Genomic DNA, 21,680 nt, shown 5'->3' with positions numbered 1-21,680 from the left:
CTATTTTAGCATTACAAATAGTGGGTAAAATTGAAAGTAAACTACATTTTTATACTATTAGCTTTAGTAGCTGAAATTGTAGGAACCATAGGTGGTTTCGGGTCATCTGTTTTCTTTGTACCTATAGGTAATTTTTATTTTGATTTTTATTCGGTTTTAGGGTTAACTGCCGTATTTCATCTATCTAGTAACCTTAGCAAAATAGTATTATTTAAAAAAGGACTGGACAAAAAATTATTACTATATATTGGAGTTCCTTCTGTTGTATTTGTTATTATTGGCGGTTATTTATCTAAAATCATAAAATCTAATTTACTTGAAACTATCTTGGGTATTTTTTTAATTACTTTAAGTTTGCTGTTCCTATTAAAAAAAGACCTAATTATAAAACCCAATACTAAAAATGCTGTTTCAGGTGGAGTATTATCTGGTTTTTCTGCAGGTTTATTAGGAACTGGAGGAGCCATTAGAGGTTTAACCATGGCTGCTTTCAACTTAGAAAAAAGTGTATTTATAGCAACCTCCGCATTTATAGATTTTTTAATTGACTTTACCAGAACCTTTGTTTACTACCAAAACGGATACATTAAAACCAATGTATTAATTTACTTACCATTTTTAATTGCTATTGGAATTATAGGTACTTATATAGGAAAAAAGATACTTCATTACATTCCGCAAGAACATTTTAAACAAATATCACTTATTTTAATCCTTTTAATAGGGGTAATTACTGTTTTAAATATACTTAGATAATAAGATTTCACCATAAGAATCATATTATTTTCAACTAAAATCACACTATATTTTTTGATTATTAAACGTTTTTTACAAAAGCTTGAATATTAAGTGAATTCAAAATTCTTTTTTGTCAAAATTTTAAGTTTTTGCATATTTATAGCTTAACCATAAACTACAAATATGAATCAACAAAAATCGTATCGTTCCTCATTTATTTTATTAACCGTTTTATTTTTTTTATGGGGTTTTATTACCGTTCTGGTAGATTCTTTAATTCCAAGATTACGTGAATTATTCACTTTAACATATTTTCAAGCGGGCTTAGTTCAATTTGCATTTTTTGGTGCTTATTTCTTACTTTCTATACCTGCCAGTTATATTCTTTCTAAAATTGGTTATAAAAAAGGCATCATCTTAGGTCTCTCAACAATGGCTTTAGGTTGCTTACTTTTTTATCCGGCAGCTAGTTACCGTATATTTGGTATTTTTATGTTAGCTTATTTTATTCTAGCAGGTGGCATTACTATTTTACAAGTAGCTGCAAATCCATATGTGGCAGTATTAGGAAGTGAAGATGGAGCGTCGAGCCGCTTAAACTTATCACAAGCCTTTAATAGTTTAGGTACAGCACTTGCGCCTGCAATTGGTGCTTTGTTTATTTTAAGTGATAAAATCAAAACTAAAGACGAAATTGCTTCGCTTACCGAAACCGCAAGAGAAACATATTTAACTACTGAAGCTTCTGCTGTACAAACTCCTTTTTTAGCATTAGCAATATTTATAGTAATAATTGCCACCATATTTTCCTTTGCGAAGCTCCCTAAACTTATTAGCGAAACCTCTACCGGAACTTATGCAGATGTTTTTAAGAATAAAAACTTGATGTTAGGTGTTTTAGGTATTTTATTTTATGTAGGGGCAGAAGTGTCAATAGGTAGTTATTTAGTAAACTATTTTCTAGATATGAATATGGTAGATGTTATTAAAGAGAATGGTGTGATGAGATCTATTGCCGAAGGAATTCTAAACTCAGGATTAGCAGAAAACGATAATAAAGCTATTGTAGGTGTTTTTGTTACATTTTACTGGAGTGGCGCTATGATTGGACGTTTTATTGGATCATATTTAACTAGAATCATGAATCCAGGGAAAGTACTAGGAATTTTTGCTACAGCAGCAATTACATTAATTTTAATTTCAATAAGCACTACCGGTTTGGTAAGTATGTGGACTATTTTAGCTGTAGGTTTATTCAACTCAATCATGTTCCCAACCATTTTCACTTTAGCTATTGATGGTATTGGCGATTTAAAACCAAAAGGTTCAGGGTTATTGTGTACCGCAATTGTTGGTGGAGCTATTATTCCGCCTTCATTTGGTTTCTTAACCGATAATGTAGGTTTCAAATCAGCTTTACTACTGGTTATTTTATGCTACGGTTATATTTTATGGTTTGGTTATAGAAACTCTAAAAAAACAGCGTAACATGTATAAAAAACTAAGCATACTACTAGGACTTGTTAGTTTAATAAGTTGTAAAAACGAACAATCTACCTCAGAAAACACTACTACCTCAATACAAACAGACTACACCCAGTATGTAAATCCGTTTATTGGAACCAGTAAAATGGGACATGTGTTTCCGGGAGCTACGACTCCTTTTGGGATGGTACAATTAAGTCCGCAAACCAACTTTGAAGTAATGTTTCAAGAAGATGGAAGTTACAACAAAGAAACTTATGAGTACTGTGCAGGATATCAACACAGAGATTCGACCATTATTGGGTTTGCACATACCAATTTTAGCGGTACCGGACATTCAGATCTAGGCGATATGTTGGTAATGCCCACAGTGGGAGATTTGGTGTTAGATCCGCTTAAAACCTCCGATGATAAAAAAGGCTTCTACTCTATTTTTTCTCATGATAAAGAAGAAGCTTCTCCAGGATATTACAAAGTAGATTTAGACAGCTATAATGTTAAAGCAGAACTTACTGCCAGTGAACGTGTTGGCTTTCATCAGTATACATTTCCAAAATCTGATAACGCGCATATTATTTTAGATATGGTATACAACGTATATCATCATGACAATAAAAATGTATGGACTTTTATTAGAGTTGAAAATGATTCTTTAGTTACCGGGTATCGACAAACCAAAGGTTGGGCAAGAGACAAAAAAGTGTTTTTTGCAATGCAATTTTCAAAACCTTTCAAAAGCTACGGGCATAAGAAGTATGATAAAATCAAGTACGATGGATTTTACCGACGCTTCAAACAAGACGAGAACTTTCCAGAAATGGCAGGTAAAGATTTGAGAGCTTACTTCAATTTTGATACCGAAGAAGGAGAAAACATCAAAGTAAAATTTGCCTTATCTCCAGTAAGTTCATCAGGAGCTTTAAAAAATATGGAAGCTGAAATTCCGCATTGGGATTTTAACAAAACCAAAGAGCAAACCAAAGATAAATGGAACAAAGAACTCTCTAAAATAGAAGTTGAAACACTTACTGATGCCGATAAAATCACGTTTTACACAGCCTTATATCACACCAACCTCTCTCCTATTTTATATGAAGATGTTGACGGACAATACAGAGGCTTAGATCAAAACATCCATATTTCAGAAGGTTTTACCAATTACACCATTTTTTCTCTTTGGGACACTTATCGAGCGTTGCATCCGTTGTTTAACATAACACAACCCAATCGAAATAACGACATGATCAAATCTATGTTAGCACATCACGATCAAAGTGTGCATAATATGTTACCAATCTGGAGCCATTATGCCAATGAAAACTGGTGTATGATCGGGTATCATGCTACCTCTGTCATTGCAGATGCCATAGCTAAAAATGTAGGTGATTTTGATAAAAAACACGCTTTACAGGCCTCTGTAAATACAGCCAACGTACGTTATTTTGATGGTTTAGGCGATTATATAGATTACAAATATGTACCAGATGACAAAAGCCATTCTTCTGTTTCAAAAACATTAGAATACGCTTATAACGACTGGTGTATAGCACAAATAGCAAAAGAAGTTGGCAATACATCCACAGAAAAAGAATTTTTAGCTCGCTCAGAATACTACAACAACGTATACGATCCAACTATTGGATTTATGCGACCTAAATTAAGTGACGGAACCTTCCGAAAGAATTTTGACCCTATGGATACTCACGGACAAGGTTTTATTGAAGGAAATGCATGGAATTACGGTTTATACGTTCCGCAAAACATTGATAAAATGGTGACTATGATGGGCGGAAAAGAGCGTTTTACTCAACATTTAGATTCGCTGTTTACTATGGAAATTGCTGATAAATACATAGAAAAACACGAAGATATTACCCGTGACGGAATTATAGGTAACTACGTACAAGGAAATGAACCTGGACACCATATTCCATATTTATACAACTGGACAGGGCATCCTGAAAAAACTCAAGCTAGAGTAAGAATGATCATGGATACTATGTATGGTCCAACAGTAAACGGTTTGTGTGGTAATGACGATGCAGGGCAAATGAGTGCGTGGTATATTTTTAGCAGTTTGGGCTTTTACCCTGTAACTCCGGGGTCTGTAAACTACGCATTAGGAAGTCCGTTAGTTAAAGAAGCAACCATTCATCTTGCTAATGGTAAAAATCTAACCATTAAAGCAGAAAATCAGAGTAAAGAGAATGTGTATGTAGAAAGTGTTTCTGTAAATGGAAAAACTCTTGAAAGCAACTTACTCACTCACGATGCCATTGAAAATGGTGGTACTATTGTATTTAAAATGTCTAACAAACCTGCTAACTAAATGAGATATTTAACCCTACTACTTATATCGTTTTTAGCAGTTTCATGCAAAAATGAAACTCCACAAAAATCAGAAAAACAACAAACTTCTTTAGTGGATTATGTAAATCCTTTAATGGGTACCGATTCCAAATACAGTTTATCTAACGGAAATACATATCCTGCTATTGCAACCCCTTGGGGAATGAATTTTTGGACACCTATGACCTCAAAAATGGGTGATGGTTGGACGTACAAATACAACGAAAATAAAATTAGAGGAATTAAACAAACCCACCAACCTAGTCCCTGGATTAATGATTATGCTGCTTTTTCATTTATGGCGGTTACGGGTAAATTGAAATATAAAGAAGAAGAAAGGCAATCGTGGTTTTCTCATAAAGCGGAAACTGTTAAACCTTATCACTACAAGGTATATTTAGCAGATTATGACACCAACGTTGAAGTAGCTCCTACCGAACGTGCAGCGCATTTTAAATTTACTTTTCCAAAGGCAGATTCATCCTATATTATGTTAGATGCTTTTTACAAAGGCTCTATGGTTAAAATCATTCCGGAAGAACGAAAAATAATTGGTTATTGTCGAAACAATCGAGGTGGTGTTCCCGATAATTTCCATAATTATTTTGTGGCTGAATTTGATAAAGATTTTGAGATAACTCATACATGGACTGATGATTGGAAATTACAAGAAAATTCAAAAAACAGTGAAGGAGAGCATGTGGGTGCTATTATCGGATTTAAAACCAAAAAAGGAGAAATAGTTCATGTAAAAGTGGCTTCGTCTTTTATAAGTCCAGAGCAAGCTCAGTTAAATTTGGATAGAGAGATTGGTTCTGATTCTTTTGAAACCACCCAACAAAAAGCCAAAAATGCCTGGGAAAAAGAGTTGAATAGAATTCAAATTGAAGATGAAAATACAGACCATATCAAAACTTTTTACTCTTGTTTGTATAGAGTGTTGCTTTTCCCTCGTAAATTTTATGAGATCAATGATAAAAATGAAGTAGTACATTACAGTCCGTATAACGGAGAAGTAGTACCGGGATATATGTTTACCGACAACGGATTTTGGGATACTTTCAGAGCTGTTTTTCCATTCTTTAACCTCATGTATCCAGAGTTGAACAGTCAAATTATGGAAGGACTTGCCAACACGTATAAAGAATCGGGTTGGTTACCGGAATGGGCTAGTCCCGGACATAGAGATTGTATGATTGGTTCTAACTCCGCACCTATTATTGCTGATGCTTTTTTAAAAGGAAATGTTGCTTCAAAAGATGAAAAAACTCTTTTAGAAGCTATTTTAAAGAATGCTACTATTGAAGAAGGAAGACCTGCTACCTCTGTAGGTAGAGAAGGATTGGATTATTACAACAAATTAGGTTATGTACCTTACGATGTTAAGATCAATGAAAATACTGCAAGAACTTTAGAATATGCCTATGCTGATTTTACGATTGCTAAAATGGCTGAAAAACTAGGTAATAAAGAACTTGCTGATAAATTTTATAAGCAATCATTCAACTATAAAAATGTGTTTGATGCTTCCACCAATTTAATGCGTGGTAAAAATGAGGACGGAACTTTTCAATCTCCTTTCAATCCTTTAAAATGGGGAGATGCTTTTACCGAAGGCAACAGTTTACATTACACATGGTCTGTTTTTCATGATATAGAAGGTCTTATTAATTTAATGGGCGGAAAAGACACTTTTGTAAAACAATTAGATACTGTTTTTAGTATGCCTCCTGATTTTGACGATTCTTACTACGGAATAACCATTCATGAAATTAGAGAAATGCAAATTGTAAATATGGGCAATTACGCACATGGTAATCAACCTATACAACACATGATTTATTTATATAATCATGGACAAACACCCTACAAAGCACAAGAAAAAGTGAGAGATGTGTTGACTAAATTGTACACTGCTACACCAGATGGCTATTGTGGAGATGAAGACAACGGACAAACCTCAGCTTGGTATGTGTTTAGCTCGTTAGGTTTTTATCCAGTTACTCCGGGAGTAGATCAATATGTTATTGGAAGTCCGTTGTTTAAAAAAGCTATGCTTCACTTAGAAAACGGAAATACTTTTACGATTGAAGCTGAAAATAATTCTCCAAGCAATTATTACATCCAATCTGCAAGTTTAAACGGAAAGGAATACAATAACAGTTTTATAGAATATAACGCTATTCAAAACGGAGGAAAACTTGAGTTTAACTTGGGAAGTAAACCTAATAAAGATTGGGCAAGTAAGGAAGAAAGCGTACCTTACTCTTTAAGTTTAGAAAACTAGTGTTTACTAGTTTTCTAAACTTTTTATTAAAATAATGAAATAATAATGTCTTTAACTGTAATTCCTTCAGCTTCTGCTTTATAGTTTTTAACTATTCTGTGAGATAAAATAGGAATAGCAACTGCTTGTACATCTTCAATATCTGGTGAATATTTACCATTTACTGCCGCATGTGCTTTGGCTGCTAAAATTAGATTTTGAGATGCACGCGGACCCGCACCCCAATCAATATACGATTTTACCATTTCAGTAGCATAAACTGAATTAGGACGCGTTTTTCCTACCAAACCAACTGCATATTCTACCACGTTATCTGCAACAGGTATTTTACGAATCAATTTTTGAACTTCAATAATTTCTGAACCAGAAAACAATGAATTAACGGTTTGATTTGCAATAGAAGTTGTGTTTTTAACCACTTCTACCTCTTCTTCAAAGGTTGGGTATTCTAAATAAATTGAAAACATAAAACGGTCTAATTGAGCTTCTGGTAAAGGATAGGTTCCTTCTTGCTCAATTGGGTTTTGTGTTGCTAAGACAAAAAATGGTAGATCTAATTTATAATGATGACCAGCTACAGTTACCGAACGCTCTTGCATAGCCTCTAATAAAGCTGCTTGTGTTTTAGGTGGTGTACGGTTAATTTCATCTGCTAAAATAATGTTAGAAAAAATAGGTCCTTTAATAAATTTAAAATGACGATTTTCATCTAAGATCTCACTCCCTAAAATATCTGAAGGCATTAAATCGGGAGTAAACTGAATTCGCTTAAAATTCAATCCTAGAGCGCTAGAAATAGTATTTACCAATAATGTTTTTGCCAATCCTGGTACACCAATTAATAACGAATGACCTCCACAAAAAATAGATAATAATGTAAAATTTACCGCATCTTGCTGACCGATGATAACCTTACCTATTTCTTGTTGTAATTGTGAATATTTTTGAACTAAATTGTTGACTGCAGTTACGTCTGACATAGTTGATGATCAATTTTTGAATTTAAAAAGCTAAAATTTTAAAGCCTTTTCCTTTTTAGCTAAAATAGCAATATTATTATAATAAAAAATCCCGCCGAAGCGGGATTTTTTATTTTATGATATTTTTAGTTGATATCTTTTTTCCAATTATCTTTAAACGTACATTTTTTATAATCTTCTCCTAATTTAATATACGTTTCTTCAATCTTTTCTTTAGTCCATTTTTTAATGGTCTCTTCTTTCTTTTTTGCTAAGGCCAATTGCTGAATTTTAACATAATCTTCAACCAAATCTGCAGTATGTGTATTAGTACGATCTCTCATTAAAATCATTTTATACATCTTCTCTCCTCCTCTGGTTTCATCATAAAATACTTCAGAAAGTTCTTCTTTTTGCAATTCATTTACTCTACCATACAATGCAGGATCCATACGAGTTAGTTCGAATGTTGGTTCCATTGTATATGGATTTACAATTGTACCTCTATTATTTTTGGTTTCTTCATCTTCAGAATATTTTTTAACAGCCTCATCAAAAGTGATTTTCCCTTCTGTTATATCTACTCTTAATTTCTCTAATTGCTCTTTCGTTTCTTGTAACTTTTCATCTGCAATTTCTGGCTGCAATAATATATGTGAAACTTCACGAGCGTTTCCTTTTATTTTATGTAAAAAGATAATATGATACCCGAAAATAGTTTTGAACGGCTCTGATATTTGTCCTTCATCTAATGAGAAAGCTACTTCTTTAAACTCTTTAATAAACGGGCTATCTTTTGTTAAAGCCCCCATATTTCCACCATTTTGTGCTACTGATGGATCATCAGAATTTATAATTGCCTTTAATTTAAAACTTGCCCCTTCTTCAACTTCTTTTTTAATTTCGTTTAATTTAGCAATTACACGTTCTGTTTCTTCTTGTGTTGGTTCTGCATTCAATACAATTTGCGCTAACTGTACTTCGGCTTCAAATTCTGGCAATTCATCTTTTTCTTTTAATCCGTTAAAATACAAACGAACTTCTTCCGGAGTTACATCAACATCTTCTGTTATTTTCATTCTTTCTTTTTCGGTAAGAATGTTTTCTTTTTGAACGCGACTTAATTCTTTTTTTAGATCTTCAATATCATTAAATCCGTATGCAGCTACTACCTTATCAGTACTACCATATTCTTGTTTAAAAAATTCTATAGATCTACTAACTCTTGCATTTACCTCAGCATCTGTTATTGCAACACTATCAATAATTGCGTGGTGTGCTAATAATTTTTGCTGCATTAACTCCTCTAACATTTCACAATCAGAAAACTGAATTTTTCCTTCAGATCGAACTTCAACTTCTTGTTTAAATTTATCAATATCAGAATCTAAAACCACGTTTTTACCAACTACCACGGCTACTCCGTCTATTTTAACTTGAGCATTGGTGGTAAAAATTGCAGTTACTACTAAAATTGTGGTTAGGCTAATATTCTTTAAAAATGTTGTTTTTAATTGCATCGTCTATCAACGTTTTTTCTATCTCTCTAATTAATTCTAATTTCCTTTTGTGTAATATCAATTGTTTGATGTTTGGTTCAATATAACTTAAAGGAGCTATATCATTTCTCTTCAAAACATCTTTTACAGCGACCAAATATACTCCTAAACTATCTTCTTTTTGTATGAATTTTGATATTTTTAACAGTTTTTGTTTCGATTCTGTTCTAAATGGTGGAATTTTTTGTAAAACTTCTTCAAAAGGTATCCAAGTAGAATCGCGTAAATGGTAATCTTTAAAATTGATGGTCAAGTTTTCCAGGTCTTGTAAGTCTTCTTCTTTATCTGATTGAAATTTTTTAATAGTTTCTTTTTTATCAATAAAATCTTTACCAAAGTGAATGTATTTTAGCTGCAATAATTCTTCATTGAGCTTAAAATTCTCTTTGTTTTGCTCATAATATAATGTTATTTCTTCCTCAGTTATAATAGTATCTAATTGTTGTTTTACCAATCGTTCTTTATAATCGTTGATATATAAACTTTGCCGATAGTTTTTTACCAATTGTTCAATTTCATTACTCTGACCTTCAGAAATATTTTTTTCTGCTTTTTGTAAGAATAATTGTTGTCTTGCCCAAGAAGTTATATAACTTTTTGCTAAAACTGTGCTATCTTGTTTTGAAATACCTTTAGGCACTACTCCTTCTAATTCTGATTGGTATAATTTTTCATTTCCAACACTAGCTACAACAACTTCTTGTTGTACTTCTTTTTTAGGTTGAATTTTAATAAAATCACACGATGTAAATACTGCTATAGGAAATATGATAAATAGTTTCTTAAACATTATAGATTATATGTTTTTTTTAATTTGATTAAAGCCTTTTTTCTAATTCTCACAGCATTTTTTTCACGTAAGTCTTTTATCCAATTATCTTCTAAAAACTCTTGATAATCACTAACAACTTTTCCTTTTATTTCTTCTAATTTTTTAGAGTATTTAGATGGATTCGCTTTATAATAATTAGTCAAACCTATGGTATCGTTCATAGATTTGTTCCAAATTTTTTGCTGCATTAAATCAAACAACAACAAACCATCTTTGTACTCTTGGTACGTATATTTAAAATCAAGATTTGTTTTTTCTAAATTTTCTTTAAAATAGACTAACACTTCAGCATTGGTAAATTCTTCAAATAACTTTTGAGTAGGCGTTTTTCCTTTATTTTGAACATAAGCATGGAACTTATTTTGAGGTATTTTTTTATCATTTATAGTTAAAATTACCTCTTCTGTAACTTGTTTTTTTAATGCTTTTTGTAAAACTTTATCCCTAACTTTAATAGAGTATTTTGTCTTCAATTTAGCAATCATAGCTTTGTTTGAAAGATTGCCTAAAACTCCGCTTTTCACTTTACGTTCCAACTCTAATTGTAAATTTTCAAAAGTATCTACTGGATGATTTTTAATTAACTTAACAATATGCCATCCAAATTGTGTTTTGAAAGGTTTACTGTAATCTCCTTCATTTTTTAAAGCTAAAACAACATTTTCAAAAGGAGCTACCATTTTACCAGCACCAAATCTGGGTAATTTACCTCCTTTTACCCCTGAACTTTTATCATCAGAATATTTTTTTGCTACTTCTTCAAAAGCAATACCTGATTCTAACTTTTGATATAGCGAGTCTATTTTAGCTTTTCCTGTATTGGTTCTATCCGCATTAAAAATATGAGCAACTTCAAATTCTCCTTTGGAAGGTCTTTTATCTGTTACTTTTAAAATATGATAACCAAAACGAGTTTTAAAAGGCTCAGATAGTTGTCCGACTTCTGTGGTGTAAGCAGCTTCTTCAAAAGGATATACCATTTTAAATGCTGAAAAATAGCCTAAATCTCCTCCATTCATTTTTGCAGATGGATCTTCAGAAATTTCTTTGGCTACTTTACTAAATTCTTCACCGTTTTGTATACGCTCTCTGGCTTCGTTAAGCTTAGCAATCATAGCAACCGTATCAACTGACTCTCCTCTTTTAGGAAATGTTAATAAAATATGGCTGGCTCTTACTTCTTGCTTCATTCTATCATAAGCTTGCCTTACCATTTTGTTTTGGTATTCCTTGTCATGTAAATACGGAGCCATCAATTGTTGTTTGTAAGAATTTAATTCTTGCTGATAGCTTTTAACAGTATCTAACTTAAGCTTATATGCCTCATTTACTTTGAGTTTGTAATTGATATACAAATCTAAATTAGCATCAATGCTCTTAGCTTCTTCATCATCTACCAAATCTAAATTCTTCTCGTATATTCGTTTAAATTCCCCTACAGTAGTTGGTTGCTTATTAATTGTAAACAAAACTTCGTTTTGCGCCAGAGCTACAAAATTAATAAACACAAAAGCAATAACAAATAAGCTATTCTTCATGAAAAATTACAATGAAATGATTCCCTTTATAACTTCTGCTTTTTGGTAATATTCAATTACCTCATCAGCATTTACAACTTTTAAACGAATAGATACGCTGACATATTTTCCTGTTTTTGATTTTTTTGTATCAATTACAGCTCCCCCTTTATCAAACAAATTTTGCACTTCTTGTACTTGATTTGCATCTGTAGGTACTATAAACTTATACATATAGTCTGCCGGAAAATTAGTAGTATCTTCTAATTGTGATTTTAATTTGGTATAAAATGCTTCTCTATCTGTCATAATTCTCTTTTAAATTCAAATGTTCCAATAATATGTATCAGAAACTATACCCAATTTAAGTGGATGACAAAATTACACTATATTCTTATATATATAAACGGAAACCGCTATTTTTGCCAGATGCAACAGAAAATTGTTTTTATTGGAGGTCCAGGTACTGGAAAATCAACTATTTTAAACGAATTAATGGGTAACGGACATACATGTATGCCTGAGATCTCAAGAGAAATTACACTGCAAGCTAAAAAGGATGGCATTGAACAATTATTTTTAACAGATCCTTTACTTTTTAGTCAAAAAATATTAGAAGGTAGAGAACAACAGTACATCCAATCCAACGATTTTAATACTGATGTGGTATTTTTTGATAGAGGAATACCTAGTGTGCATGCTTATTTAAGATATTTTAAAACAGAATTTCCTGCTGTTTTTCTTGAAAAGAGCAAGCAATATAAATACACTAAAGTTTTCCAATTCTTACCTTGGAAAGATATTTATACTTCAGATAACGAACGTTATGAAACCTATGAAGAATCGGTGATAATCAGTAAATTTTTACACGATGCTTATACGGAACTAGGATATCATATTATTGAAGTTCCGTTTGGAACTATAAAAGAACGCTACGATTTTATTTTGAATTCGCTGTAAACCATGTTTACACCGCTACAAATACTGAATCAATACTGGGGATTTTCTTCTTTTAGAGAGCCTCAAGAGGAGATTATTAACAGTGTTTTAAGCGGTGGAGACACTATAGCTTTATTACCCACAGGAGGTGGAAAATCGGTTTGTTTTCAAGTTCCGGCACTAGCCAACGATGGGGTTTGTATTGTTATTTCTCCTTTAATTGCTTTAATGCAAGACCAGGTTACTAATTTAACTGATAAAGGTATAAAAGCTACAACAATACCTTCTGGAAGCTCGCAAGATGAAATTATTACTTTGTTTGACAATATTAGGTATGGTTACTACAAGTTTTTATACCTATCTCCTGAGCGTTTACAATCAAAATTCATTCAAGAAAAGATAGCGCAACTAACCGTTAGCTTGATTGCGGTTGATGAAGCACATTGTATTTCTGAATGGGGACACGATTTTCGTCCTTCCTACTTACATATTTCAGTATTAAGAAAAATACATCCTTCAGTACCAATTATTGCTTTAACTGCTTCTGCAACACAAAAAGTAATAAATGATATTTCAACGTTATTAGAGCTCAAAGATCCTTCAACTTATAAGAAATCATTTTTCAGAAAGAATTTAGCTTATCAAATTATTTTTACTGATGATAAACTATATAAGCTTAAGCAGATCTTTACCAAAACCAAAGGTTCTGCTATTGTATATGTAAACACTCGTAATAAAACTCAAAAAATAAGTGCTTTTTTAAACGCCAATGGTTTCAAATCGGGGTTTTATCATGGTGGATTATCATCTGTGGAAAAGAAAATGATCTTTAATGACTGGATGAGCGAACACACACCCATTATGGTTGCCACCAATGCTTTTGGTATGGGAATTGATAAACCCAACGTACGGATTGTAGTCCATTTAAATTTACCTGCCTCTATTGAAAATTACGTACAAGAAGCAGGACGTGGCGGGCGCGATGGTAAAAAAGCGTTTTCTGTAGTATTAACAAACAATTCAGATATAAGGAAAACAATAGATATTCAACAAAAATCTTTACCTACAATTATTGATATAAAAGATATACATAAACGATTATATCAACATTTTCAAGTGGCAAAAGGAGAGTTGATAGAATCTTCTTTTGATTTCAACTTTTTAGAATTTTGTAGTAAATATCAATTTGTGCCTAATAAAACCTTTGTTGGTTTACAAATTTTACAGAGTAATGGTATTATTCAGTTAAATGATAATGCACAACAAAAATCAACTATCCAATTTTTAGTAAGTAGCAATCAAATACTAGCCTACGCTTCAAACAATCATCATAAAAAGAATTTTATCAATTCTTTATTAAGAATGTATGGTGGTTTATTTGAACAAGCTGTTAAGATTGATGAATTTTATTTAGCTAAAAAAGCAGAGATTACATCGTGGAAAACCATTGAATATCTTGAAAAAATGTCTTTAGAAGGACTGATAGAATATAAAAAAGCAAACGATCACAGTGAATTATTCTTTTTACATCCCAGAGAAGATGATAAAACCATTAATCGAATTTCGAAGAATATTGACCGTTATTTACAATTAAAACAACGTAAAACTGATGAACTTATCGCTTTTATTGAAAACAATACAGTTTGTAGAAGCATTCAATTATTAGAATATTTTGGCGAAAAACATGCCAACAAATGTGGTATTTGTGATGTATGTATACAAAATAAGAACACCATACAAAATATAACCGGTGAAATCATATCGGTATTAAAAACAGGAAAAGAATTAAGTGCAAAAGAAATAAACGAACAACTTCCGCACAAAGAAACTGATATTTTAATAAATTTGTGCTACTTACTTTCCGAAGAAAAAATAGGATTAACAAATTACAATAAATACTTTTTGAGATAAATGAAAGATGTACGTATCGTTTTTATGGGAACTCCAGATTTTGCAGTTACCATTTTAAAACACTTAGTTGACAATGATTATAATGTAGTAGGTGTAATTACCGCACCCGATAAACCTGCAGGCAGAGGTAGAAAAATACATCAATCTGCCGTAAAAGAGTACGCTTTATCTCAAAACTTGCCTATTTTACAACCTACCAATTTAAAAAATGAAGGTTTTTTAGAAAATCTAGAAAAATGGAACGCTGATGTGCAGATTGTAGTTGCGTTTAGAATGTTACCAAAATCCGTTTGGGCAATGCCAAAAAAAGGCACCTTCAACTTACACGCTTCTCTCCTACCAGAATATAGAGGTGCTGCACCTATTAACTGGGCTATTATAAATGGTGAATCCAAAACAGGAGTCACCACTTTTTTCATAGATGATAAAATTGATACCGGTGAAATTATTCTTCAGCGTGAAATTGACATTAAAGAAGATGAAATTGTAGGCGAGTTACATGATAAATTGATGTATGTAGGCGCAGAATTAGTAGCAGAAACTGTGGATCTAATAGAAAAAGGAGGCGTAAAAACCACCAAACAACCCGAATTAGAAGAAAAGTCGGCACCAAAATTATTTCCGCACAACTGTAAAATAGACTGGACTAAACCTTTAAATGATATTTACAACCATATTAGAGGATTAAATCCATATCCTGCTGCGTGGACAACCATAAAAAATGGTGAGGAGGAAATATCAGCAAAAATTTACGGGGTTTCAAAAGAGTTTGATTCGCATGATTTTTCTACTGGAAAGATCATCACCTCAAAAAAAGAACTAAAAGTGGCAGTATCAGACGGTTATTTAGTAATAAATGAAATTAAACTTTCTGGCAAGAAAAAAATGGATGCAGTAAGCTTATTAAACGGTTTTTCGTTTGACGAGAATGCTATAATGCTGTAGCCCTTTGTTTATGGGCTTTACAAAGATTCTAGCTATTTTTTAACTGAGGTTATTAACAAAAGCACCCTATTTATTAACAAAATGCCTGTTTTTTTAGGGTAATACTTGCGCAATTCCGCATTAAATCTATATTTGTTGAGCTATTAAGCAAGAAAAACATTAATTAATTTTAAAATCTATTACAATTATGAACAAGTCAGATTTAATCGACGCGATGGCTGCTGATGCAGGAATTTCTAAAGCTGCTGCAAAAGCTGCATTAGATTCTTTAACTGGTAATGTAACTAAAGCTTTAAAAAAAGGAGATAAAGTTGCATTAGTAGGATGGGGAACTTGGTCAGTATCTAAAAGATCTGCTAGAACAGGTAGAAACCCTCAAACTGGTAAAGAGATTAAAATTGCTGCTAAAAACGTTGTAAAGTTTAAAGCAGGAGCTGGTTTAAGCGATTCAGTAAACTAATCTACTGTATAAAACATAAAAAAGCGTTCGAGCAATCGAGCGCTTTTTTTATTTCCAAAACTGTCACAACTTCGTTTTTACTTTGTCTCTTATATAAAACGATTTAAACTTTGTTATCATGAAAAAAATAATTACTACACTAGCATTTTGCATTTTAGTTGCTACCTCTTTTGCACAAAAATCTGTAAATGCTTCTGATCTGTTACGAGATATTAAAGCAGGAAAAGATGTTGTGATCAATAACGCTGTAATTGACGGTATTTTAGACCTTACTTACATGGATGAAGCCTTACCTAAGTTACCTAAGCGTAAAAAATGGTGGAACAATGGAGGCTCTAACACCGTTGAAAAACAAATTACCGGTAAAGTAGTATTTACCAACTGTACATTTAATGACGATGTATTAGCTTATATACCAGACGAAAGCAGCGGATATACATTTGTCGCAAATTTTGAAGATGAAGTAGCTTTTAAAGATTGTACGTTTGAAAGAAAAGCCATGTTTAAGTATTCTCATTTTGAAAGAGATGCAGATTTTTCCGGAACCAAGTTCCAAGATGATAACACTTTTAAATATGCAAAGTTTGAAAAGAACAGTTCTTTTAAAAACACCTTTTTTGATGAACCTGCAACCTTTAAATATGCTGAATTTAGCCACTTTGTAAGTTTTGCCAGCTCTATTTTTAAAGACACGGCTATTTTTAAGTACACCGAGTTTAAAGACGGCGTTTCTTTTAACAATACCAAGTTTGAAGAAGACCTAAATATAAAATACACCAAAGTACGTGGTGAATTTGACATTACCAATATGGAAGTAGCCTATGATATAGACTCTAAATACACCGAAATTAACGGTAAAAGTTTTAGCAACTATTTATTAAAAAGCAGAAAATAAAGAACTCTATACAACTTTATAACAACTCGTTACCTAACCGTAACGAGTTTTTTTGTTAAAAACTTAGTTTGATTCTTAATTTAAAAATAATAACTTAGTATCGGATGATATCTATCATTGAAACGATGGATAACATAACTCGTTGGTAATAACACCCAAAATGTTTTGACAATCAATATAAATATGTTAATTTTGAATTCATATTTAACATATTTACACAATGAAGTTCGAAAATCCACCTCAAGCATTAATGACTAACCAATTAATTGACGATTACTTTGATAAGAAATATGCGGACTTTTTAAAAGCTTCTGATGATAGATATTTTTATTGGGACGAGCTTAAGCACAGGAAAAAGTTACCTTATAATGATCCTCACAAAGCGTGGAGTCTAATTAAACTTCATAGAAGAGGTAATTTTAAAAGAGTAAAGTTTGGTAATACTGAATTCAATTATTGTTTGACTGAAAATATTCAGGAAAACCTTCACGAATTTGATTTAAAATTAATAGGAGGTTTATACAAAAACCCAATAACACCATTTCATAAGGCAGAATATCTAAAAAACTCAATATTAGAAGAAGCTATTTCAAGTTCACAAATCGAAGGTGCCGCTACAACAACTAAAGTTGCATTCGAGATGCTAAAATCTGGCAGAAAACCTAGAAATGAATCAGAACAGATGATTTTCAACAATTTAAGAAGTATTAAACTTATAACTGAAGAAATTGATAAACCTTTAGATTTTACACTTATAATAGAATTACATAAAACTATGACCGCAAGTACCAGTGCAGAATATTGTGCAGGTGATTTTAGAGATAAACAAATCTATGTTCAAGACCACGTGGATGGGGAAATAGCACACACACCACCAGATCCCAAGTTAGTTAAAAAATTTATGGAAGATTTATGTGAATTTGCAAACTCGGAGAAACCTTTTATTCACCCAATCATAAAAGCTTCAATAATCCATTTCCAAATTGGTTACATTCACCCTTTTATGGATGGAAACGGGAGAACAGCAAGAGCTTTATTTTATTGGTTTTTAGTAAAAAAAGAATATACATTAATTAAAAACATTTCAATATCAAGAGCAATTCTTAATTCTCGAATTCAATATGATAAAGCATTTCTGAAAACGGAAAATGATAATAATGACATGACTTACTTTATCAATTATTCAATTAAAAGTTTACGCGTTGCTTTCGAAAGTTTAATTAAGTATCGTGATAAAAAGAAAAAAGATATCGAACAAGCCAATCTGATTTCATATAAAATTCTTGATAAAGGATTAAACAAACGACAAGCTGATTTAGTTGGTTTTTTATATTCTAAAGAAAATGCTAAAATTAACATTTCTTCATATTCTAAAAAACATGATATTGTTCGACAAACAGCACGAAAAGATTTAAATGAATTGGTTAACGCTGGTTTAATTATTGAAGATAAAGACGGGAGAAACGTAGTATTTAAAATAAAGACAAAAGAAAACATTGATAGGTTTTTAGAACAATAAGTACTACTATCAACAAAGATGTATAGAAAATAACCGTTTAACAACTTATTATCAAAACCAAAAAGCAAAAGACTAAAACACGTTACAAACATAATAGAAAAACATCTTTAAAAACAACAAAAAATCCGCTTTTCAGCGGATTTTGTTATTCTTCAAAGGTTGGTTGTTTACTGGCTTTTTTACTACCTTCATACAACTCATATTTTACAAATCGGCAATCTAAATCGGCGTTTTTAATCGGTACTCGTTTTGACGTTCGTAAGCCTACAAACTTCAATGCTTGTATATCCGAAGTAATTAACCATGCTGTAGAATTAGGATAATTATGTTTTAAAGTATCTCCTATTTTTCTATAAAACTCTTCTACATCAATATTTAAACGCTCTCCATACGGTGGATTGAATAAAATAGTGGTTTTACCAAATACCTCTTTTTTAGAATTGAAAAAGTTAACATGGTGTACCCCAATAAACTCTTCTAAATTGGCATTGATAATGTTTTGACGTGCTTTCTTAACTGCTGATGGCGCTTTATCAAAGCCCATAATTTTAAAATGAGAACTCTTGATCTTTTTGAGTAATGAATCTTGAATAATGAAGTACAGATCTTCATCATAATCCTTCCAATTTTCAAACGCAAAATGCTTACGGTTAATATTTGCCGGAATATTATTGGCAATCATTGCCGCTTCAATCAACAAAGTTCCAGATCCACACATTGGATCAATAAAATTCTCATCTCCGGTATATCCAGAAAGTAAGACCAATCCAGCAGCTAATACCTCATTAATCGGTGCAATATTGGTAGCGCTTCTATAACCACGTTTGTGTAACGATTCTCCAGAACTGTCTAAAGAAACTGTTAACCATTCTTTATGAACATGAATATGCACTTTAACATCTGGATATTTTAAATCTACATTCGGACGCTTTTTATACTTATGCGTAAAATAATCGGCAATTGCATCTTTAGATTTTAATGCTATATAATGTGAATTTGTTGTGAAATTTCTTGAATTCACCACCGCATCAATAGCAAATGTACCATCCACATCTAAAAAACGTTCCCATTTTATACGTTGAATAGCTTCGTATAGATCCTCTTCATCAAAAATTTTACTTCGCTTGATCGGTTTTAAAATTCTGATAGCAGTACGCAACGCAATATTAGCTTTATACATAAAACCTTTATCACCTCTAAACTCAACGCTTCGCACGCCTTCTTTTACATTTTGTGCGCCTAATTTACGTAGCTCATCTGCTAAAACCTCTTCTAATCCGGCTATGGTGGTAGCCACCATTTTAAAATCTTTATCCATTCGGTACATTTAGGCTACAAAAATACACTTAAATTGTTGGATTTGTTAACCTCAAAAAAAGAATGATTACTAAACAGTAAGTTTTCGTTACTTTTGCGGACAATTAAGACACATGAAAACAAAAGATTGGTTTACTTCTTGGTTTAATACCCCGTATTATCACGTTTTATACAAGCATAGAAATGATGCTGACGCACAGCTTTTTATGCAGAATTTAGTAAGCTATCTTCAACTTCGTAAAAACGCTCATATTGCTGATTTACCGTGTGGTAAAGGACGTCATTCTATTTTCTTAAACTCGTTAGGCTACCGAGTTACGGGTGGCGATTTAAGTAAGAATAGTATTGAGTACGCTAAACAATTTGAAAATAACAGTTTGCATTTTGAGGTGTGGGATATGCGTAATCCGTTGGAAAACAAATACGATGCTGTGTTTAATTTGTTTACTAGTTTTGGTTATTTTGATAATGATACGGATGACATTTCAGTACTAAAAGGCATGAAAAAAGGTTTAAAACAAGACGGTTTTTTAGTGTTGGACTTTTTAAACGTCATCAAAACTGAAAGAACTTTAGTAAAAGAAGAAACCAAAGAAATTGATGGTATTTCTTTCCATATTAAAAGAGAAATTAAAGACGGATTTATACAAAAACATATTTCTTTTATTGCTGATGATAAGCAGCATTCGTATACAGAAAAAGTAAAGTTTTTAGATATAAACACCATGAAAAGCCACTTTTCAAAAGTTGGTTTAACAATTATTGATACTTTTGGTGATTATCATTTACATGCTTTTGATAAAGAAAATTCTAACCGATTAATTTTAATAGCTCAATGAGTTACATCCTGTTAATTTCATCTGTTTTAGTGGGTTCCTTACTAGTTTTATGGCTTAAACCTCAAAAAGAATTTGTAAGATTATTATTAGCATTTAGTGGAGCTTACCTTCTATCAGTTACTATTTTACACTTATTACCTGAAGTGTATGAGCACAACCACAATACTAAATTAATCGGAATTCTTATTTTAGTAGGAATTGTAGTACAATCGGTATTAGAATCCTTATCTAAAGGAGCTGAGCACGGGCATATTCATATTCATTCCAACTCAAAGCAATTTCCATGGCTCTTGTTTGTCAGTTTATGCATTCATGCCTTTTCAGAAGGATTACCCATTCATGGTTCTAATAACAACTTGTTATGGGCTGTTGTGGTACATAAAATACCCATAGCCATTGTACTAACTTCATTTTTTGTACACGCTAAATATTCAAAAACAATCGTTTTAAGCTTTATAGGAATATTTAGCTTAATGAGCCCGTTAGGCTATTTTTTAGCAGATAGTGTTTCATGGTTAGCACATCATCATGCAGAAATTACAGCATTAATTATTGGGGTTTTCTTACACATTTCAACTATTATCTTATTTGAAAGTTCAGAAAACCATAAATTCAACCTTAAAAAGTTTACCGCAATTTTATTAGGGATTATTTTAACAATCGTTACGCTATAATTCTTCCCTATTCACCAAATCCATAGAAAATGCGGGTAAGCAAATAGCTAGATACTCACATTCTTCTTTAAATGGATTGGAATATTGTACACGCACATTTTTTTCAATCTTAATCGATTGTCCTGCTTCCAACACAACTGTTTCTCCATCAACAATAAATTGTTTTTTTCCTCTAATAATGTAGGTGTACTCTTCAAATTTAGGAGTTTGAAAAGGTTCACTCCATCCTGCCGGGGCTATCATATGGGCAATACTAATTTGTGAGTTTTTATTAGTAGCGTTACCAAAATGTTCTTCTATTAACTTCCCGTCGGTTGTAGGAACTACAAACGGACTTTTTTGAATGGTATATTTTTTTGTCATCTGTTTATTTTTTTAACAAAGTTACTACAAAACGGAATGTTGTTTGCGCTATTACTTGTTTATAAATTAATATGAGTAAAAGAGCTAAAAAC

The 21,680-nt window shown here is 31.9% G+C and carries 19 protein-coding genes; 12 read left to right on the top strand and 7 right to left on the bottom strand.

Going from position 1 to position 21,680, the window contains the following annotated elements; all coding sequences use genetic code 11:
- Positions 1-30 precede the first annotated feature (30 nt).
- From SLH33_RS00470 to SLH33_RS00455, 4 genes are all read left to right on the top strand, one after another.
- Entirely contained in the window at positions 31-756 is a 726-nt protein-coding gene (locus SLH33_RS00470) for a sulfite exporter TauE/SafE family protein (RefSeq protein ID WP_320417089.1), read from the top strand.
- A 165-nt stretch (positions 757-921) separates the two neighbouring features.
- Positions 922-2,226 carry a sugar MFS transporter gene (locus SLH33_RS00465; RefSeq protein WP_320417088.1) on the top strand — a complete coding sequence of 435 codons (1,305 nt, stop codon included), beginning with the start codon at positions 922-924 and terminating at the stop codon, positions 2,224-2,226.
- Position 2,227: 1 nt separating this feature from the next.
- Positions 2,228-4,552, top strand: a complete 2,325-nt coding sequence (locus SLH33_RS00460) for a GH92 family glycosyl hydrolase (RefSeq protein ID WP_320417087.1) — start codon at positions 2,228-2,230, stop codon at positions 4,550-4,552.
- The gene (locus SLH33_RS00455) at positions 4,553-6,859 is read left to right on the top strand and encodes a GH92 family glycosyl hydrolase (RefSeq protein ID WP_320417086.1); all 2,307 of its coding nucleotides are present in this window, start codon (positions 4,553-4,555) and stop codon (positions 6,857-6,859) included.
- A 26-nt stretch (positions 6,860-6,885) separates the two neighbouring features.
- Here SLH33_RS00455 and SLH33_RS00450 read toward each other — a convergent pair whose 3' ends face one another.
- The 5 genes from SLH33_RS00450 to SLH33_RS00430 form a co-directional block, all read right to left on the bottom strand.
- Complete coding sequence (locus SLH33_RS00450; RefSeq protein ID WP_320417085.1) at positions 6,886-7,839, bottom strand: MoxR family ATPase; 954 nt, start codon at positions 7,837-7,839, stop codon at positions 6,886-6,888.
- 125 nt (positions 7,840-7,964) lie between these two features.
- Complete coding sequence (locus SLH33_RS00445) at positions 7,965-9,338, bottom strand: peptidylprolyl isomerase (protein WP_320417084.1); 1,374 nt, start codon at positions 9,336-9,338, stop codon at positions 7,965-7,967.
- Complete coding sequence (locus tag SLH33_RS00440; protein WP_320417083.1) at positions 9,304-10,167, bottom strand: hypothetical protein; 864 nt, start codon at positions 10,165-10,167, stop codon at positions 9,304-9,306. Before SLH33_RS00440 ends, SLH33_RS00445 begins: the two co-directional genes overlap by 35 nt.
- Positions 10,167-11,747 carry a peptidylprolyl isomerase gene (locus SLH33_RS00435; protein ID WP_320417082.1) on the bottom strand — a complete coding sequence of 527 codons (1,581 nt, stop codon included), beginning with the start codon at positions 11,745-11,747 and terminating at the stop codon, positions 10,167-10,169. Before SLH33_RS00435 ends, SLH33_RS00440 begins: the two co-directional genes overlap by 1 nt.
- A gap of 6 nt (positions 11,748-11,753) precedes the next feature.
- A complete protein-coding gene (locus SLH33_RS00430; RefSeq protein WP_320417081.1) occupies positions 11,754-12,035 on the bottom strand; it encodes a DUF493 family protein in 282 nt (93 codons plus the stop codon).
- Between the two features lie 120 nt (positions 12,036-12,155).
- Between SLH33_RS00430 and SLH33_RS00425 the strand changes: the two genes are divergently transcribed.
- The 6 genes from SLH33_RS00425 to SLH33_RS00400 all read left to right on the top strand — a co-directional run bounded on the left by SLH33_RS00425 (position 12,156) and on the right by SLH33_RS00400 (position 18,395).
- Positions 12,156-12,686: an ATP-binding protein gene (locus SLH33_RS00425; RefSeq protein ID WP_320417080.1), complete on the top strand. Its 531-nt coding sequence runs from the start codon at positions 12,156-12,158 to the stop codon at positions 12,684-12,686.
- A gap of 3 nt (positions 12,687-12,689) precedes the next feature.
- A complete protein-coding gene (locus SLH33_RS00420) occupies positions 12,690-14,576 on the top strand; it encodes an ATP-dependent DNA helicase RecQ (protein ID WP_320417079.1) in 1,887 nt (628 codons plus the stop codon).
- On the top strand, positions 14,577-15,521 hold the full coding sequence (fmt, locus tag SLH33_RS00415) for a methionyl-tRNA formyltransferase (protein WP_320417078.1): 945 nt from the start codon (positions 14,577-14,579) through the stop codon (positions 15,519-15,521).
- Between the two features lie 187 nt (positions 15,522-15,708).
- On the top strand, positions 15,709-15,981 hold the full coding sequence (locus SLH33_RS00410) for an HU family DNA-binding protein (RefSeq protein ID WP_320417077.1): 273 nt from the start codon (positions 15,709-15,711) through the stop codon (positions 15,979-15,981).
- A 118-nt stretch (positions 15,982-16,099) separates the two neighbouring features.
- Positions 16,100-16,876 (top strand): pentapeptide repeat-containing protein, encoded by a 777-nt coding sequence (locus SLH33_RS00405; protein WP_320417076.1) that lies wholly within the window; start codon positions 16,100-16,102, stop codon positions 16,874-16,876.
- Between the two features lie 220 nt (positions 16,877-17,096).
- Positions 17,097-18,395, top strand: a complete 1,299-nt coding sequence (locus tag SLH33_RS00400; protein ID WP_320417075.1) for a Fic family protein — start codon at positions 17,097-17,099, stop codon at positions 18,393-18,395.
- A gap of 145 nt (positions 18,396-18,540) precedes the next feature.
- Here the strand turns inward: SLH33_RS00400 and SLH33_RS00395 are convergent, their stop codons facing one another.
- On the bottom strand, positions 18,541-19,713 hold the full coding sequence (locus SLH33_RS00395) for a THUMP domain-containing class I SAM-dependent RNA methyltransferase (protein WP_320417074.1): 1,173 nt from the start codon (positions 19,711-19,713) through the stop codon (positions 18,541-18,543).
- Between the two features lie 112 nt (positions 19,714-19,825).
- Between SLH33_RS00395 and SLH33_RS00390 the strand changes: the two genes are divergently transcribed.
- The gene (locus SLH33_RS00390; RefSeq protein WP_320417073.1) at positions 19,826-20,551 is read left to right on the top strand and encodes a class I SAM-dependent methyltransferase; all 726 of its coding nucleotides are present in this window, start codon (positions 19,826-19,828) and stop codon (positions 20,549-20,551) included.
- Positions 20,548-21,225 (top strand): ZIP family metal transporter, encoded by a 678-nt coding sequence (locus tag SLH33_RS00385; RefSeq protein ID WP_320417072.1) that lies wholly within the window; start codon positions 20,548-20,550, stop codon positions 21,223-21,225. The genes SLH33_RS00390 and SLH33_RS00385 overlap by 4 nt, the downstream gene beginning before the upstream one ends.
- Here the strand turns inward: SLH33_RS00385 and SLH33_RS00380 are convergent.
- Positions 21,220-21,588: a cupin domain-containing protein gene (locus tag SLH33_RS00380; RefSeq protein ID WP_320417071.1), complete on the bottom strand. Its 369-nt coding sequence runs from the start codon at positions 21,586-21,588 to the stop codon at positions 21,220-21,222. The genes SLH33_RS00385 and SLH33_RS00380 overlap by 6 nt on opposite strands.
- Between the last annotated feature and the right edge of the window lie 92 nt (positions 21,589-21,680).

It is taken from the genome of Tenacibaculum sp. IB213877 (assembly GCF_034043975.1).
GTDB lineage: Bacteria > Bacteroidota > Bacteroidia > Flavobacteriales > Flavobacteriaceae > Polaribacter.
Note: the sequence above shows the minus strand (reverse complement) of the source record. Positions and strands in the feature narration are given on the sequence as shown.